Origin of the sequence: Novosphingobium aerophilum (assembly GCF_014230305.1) — a bacterium.
Classification (GTDB): Bacteria; Pseudomonadota; Alphaproteobacteria; order Sphingomonadales; family Sphingomonadaceae; genus Novosphingobium; species Novosphingobium aerophilum.
In genome coordinates, this window is sequence record NZ_JACLAU010000092.1 from 1 (window position 1) to 3,010 (window position 3,010).

At 54.9% G+C, this 3,010-nt stretch carries 3 protein-coding genes and 2 pseudogenes; 3 read left to right on the forward strand and 2 right to left on the reverse strand.

Annotated features, from left to right (window positions below; translation table 11 throughout):
• The first annotated feature begins 415 nt into the window (after positions 1–415).
• Positions 416–1,138 carry a class I SAM-dependent methyltransferase gene (locus tag H7F49_RS19085; RefSeq protein ID WP_185685135.1) on the forward strand — a complete coding sequence of 241 codons (723 nt, stop codon included), beginning with the start codon at positions 416–418 and terminating at the stop codon, positions 1,136–1,138.
• Between the two features lie 15 nt (positions 1,139–1,153).
• Here the strand turns inward: H7F49_RS19085 and H7F49_RS20010 are convergent, their stop codons facing one another.
• Complete coding sequence (locus H7F49_RS20010; RefSeq protein ID WP_407940329.1) at positions 1,154–1,399, reverse strand: integrase core domain-containing protein; 246 nt, start codon at positions 1,397–1,399, stop codon at positions 1,154–1,156.
• A 56-nt stretch (positions 1,400–1,455) separates the two neighbouring features.
• Between H7F49_RS20010 and H7F49_RS19095 the strand changes: the two are divergent.
• Positions 1,456–1,572 (forward strand): annotated as a pseudogene (locus H7F49_RS19095) (transposase); the annotation flags it as partial.
• Positions 1,573–1,805: 233 nt separating this feature from the next.
• Here H7F49_RS19095 and H7F49_RS19100 read toward each other — a convergent pair.
• On the reverse strand, positions 1,806–2,819 hold the full coding sequence (locus tag H7F49_RS19100) for an IS110 family RNA-guided transposase (protein ID WP_185685136.1): 1,014 nt from the start codon (positions 2,817–2,819) through the stop codon (positions 1,806–1,808).
• A 64-nt stretch (positions 2,820–2,883) separates the two neighbouring features.
• Between H7F49_RS19100 and H7F49_RS19105 the strand changes: the two are divergent.
• Positions 2,884–3,010, forward strand: a pseudogene (locus H7F49_RS19105) (transposase); the annotation flags it as partial.

Here is a 3,010-nt window from a genome sequence, read left to right on the forward strand (position 1 = left end):
CCGCACGGTGCCATCGGCAACAAGCCCCCGATCACGCTGATGAATCACGGTGACGCACCCAGCCCGTCACCGTGACCCTGGTCGGGAAACTCTAACCCGGGGTGGTCCAGAGAATGGTGTCGGATCAAGCACTTCCTCATTCGTCTGCTCCTTCGTGTGCGGCAGACTCTACATCAAATCGAGGGAGCCAGCGGGGGGGGCAGGTCAAGAGCACGAAAATCGCAAATGAGCTTGACAGCTCAGCGTATTATAAATCATCTGGAAAAATATTAGGAGAACAGCTGTGTTCGTTTCGGCAGTGAAAAAAAGAATCTCAGCCTCACTTGAGAGCGTATATCGGGCTTTCGAGAAGAGTAGTTTATCGCGTGGATCGATTTTGCCTCTAATCCCCCCCGCGTCAAAGCGTGGAGGCGGCTTGGGTACTACAACCTATGGCGAATGGTGCTATACTATCGGGATATTTCAATCGCTCATTTTTCAGCACCTGCCTTCGCGCCCGGTGCGTATGCTTGATGTTGGTTGCGGGGTGGGGCGCTTATATCTGGCAGCCAAGTCCTATCTCCAGCCAGAGGACAGTTATTTGGGAATAGATATCAATAAAGACTTTATAAATATTTGCAACGATTCATATTATGAAAGAAATGTCAATTTTCTCTACACAGAGGCCTCCAACGGATACTATTCGAAAGCCGTGGACCAAGGCCCACGCGCTTGGAATATAGAAGACAATTCACACAATCTTGTTACAGCATTGTCAGTCTGGACCCATCTTCGCGAGGAAGATTGGCGGTTTTATCTCAATGAAGTCGGTCGGGTTTTGCAACCAGGTGGCCGTGCGATCATCAGCTTCTTCATTTTGGACGATTTGTACCGCCCCGATCAAAAGACCTCTGCCATCAGTCGCTACTATCCACAGCCGGAAAATAAGTGGATTTTTGACACAAGTGCTTACGATTCAAATTACTGGAAATATCCTGGCTGGGCGTCTGTGCCTGAAGTTGCAACGGGCGTTCCATACGATGTTTTCCTTGAAGCGGTACGCGATTCTGGATTGATCATTCGGGATTATTTGCCAGGCCAATGGAAAGATCAACCAGGCTTTTTCTTCCAGGACGTTGTTGTTTTTGAGGCACAGTGACCTATCACAAAACTTTCATCCAGCTCTGATTAGAGCCGCGGCGATTGTGGTTATGCCTTTCAGCGCCTTGTTTGCAATGAGGCCAGGCATGCCTGGCCCAATTGCGAAAATCATTTCCGGGTAACTGGCCGGGGTCTGGTATCCGATCGAGGAGTGCGGGCGGCAGGTGTTGTAGTCCTCCGCCCACTCCCGGATCAGGGCACGGGCATGGTCGAGGCCGTGGAACAGGGTCTCGTTTGATCTGATCCCGGAAAACTGGATCGCTTTGAGTTAGAGTTTTTCGCCGTAATCTCCCTGGCTGGGAGGAGCGAAGGACGATGAAGGCATCGAGGTTTTCTGACGCCCAGAAGGCGTTCATTCTTAAGCAGGGAGCGGATGGCGTTCCGGTCGCGGACATATGCCGCAAGGCAGGCATCAGCCAGGCGACCTACTTCATCTATGGACGGCTCTCCCGGTGCAAGCGATTTGATCAGCGTTCCGGCGAACTTGGGTGCCAACATCTATCCGGCGTCACCAGGGATGCTGGCGCGCCCAAATGGGAATTCCGCGCGGCGTGAGCCTCAACAACTGGGCGGCTTCGATGAGCCATTAAAGTACTCAGGTTCCTCACGCGCCGGTCACGTCGGCCGGTACACTTCTCTGATCGTTCACACCTCCCCGGGAAGCTTTAGGCGACCCGGAATTCCGTACCCTTCTGCAGCATGGCGAATATGACGCGGGCATTTTTGTTGGCCACGGCCACGATGGTCTTTGCTGCTCCTCGGCGCGCCTGAAGGTCGCGGATCCAATTTGATTGCGCATCGTCCCGTCGAGCCGATGTTCGCACAACGGCCCGGGCTCCGTGAATCAGCAGGGTCCGCAAATGTCGATCTCCACGCTTGGAGATGCCAAAAAGTCTATTGCGATTCCCGCTGGAATGTTGCCGCGGGACGAGGCCCATCCAAGCGGCTAGATGGCGGCCGTTGCTGAATTCGGCGCCATCACCGACAGCGGCGATGACTGCGGTGGCGGTTTTGGGGCCAACGCCCCTGATCTTGGCCAGGCGTTGACAGGTCTCATTCGCCTGAAATACCTTCTCAATCTCTCGGTCGAACCAAGTGATCTGGTGATCCAAGGCGAGTAGGGCGGCGTAAAGCTGTGCCAGCATCGATCGGAACAGCTCACTTAGTTCGGGTGCCCCCTCATCCAATAACGCGCCGATCTCCCGGCGCGCCCGCCTAATCGACTGAGCGAAGGCTATACCTCGGTCGAGCAACAGACCCCGCATTTGGGACACCAGTGCCGTGCGGTGATTCACCAGACCCTGACGACCGCGATGAAGCGCCTGGATGTCCTGCTGCTCGAGAGACTTTCCTGGAACGAACTTCATATCTGGTTGCTTGAGAGCTCTGCAGATCGCAGCCGCATCGTTGCGATCGTTTTTCTGGCGCTTCACAAAAGGCTTCACGTACTGTGGGGCGATGATCCGGACCTGATGCCCTGCTCCCTCGAACTGCCGCTGCCAATAGAAGGCACCCGCGCACGCTTCGATCGCAATGATGCATGGCGCAAGCGCACTAACCTCAGTCAGCAAGCGGTCACGACGAACGCGTCGTTGCAAAACAACAGTTCCATCGGGATCCTCGCCGTGCAGCTGGAAAACGTTCTTCGCCAGATCGATGCCAAGAAATGCCACTGTCATGTTCCCACTCCTTCCTGCTGAGGCTCACAGCCTCGGTCGAAGAGGGAGAGCCGTCCATCCCATTAACTGGAAGAAGAAATACGACGGCATGCTGCCGCCAGACATGCGCCGGTTGAAGCAGCTCGAGGACGAGAATTCAAAGCTGCGCAAGCTCGTGGCCGACCTGTCCCTGGACAAGGAGATGCTGCAGG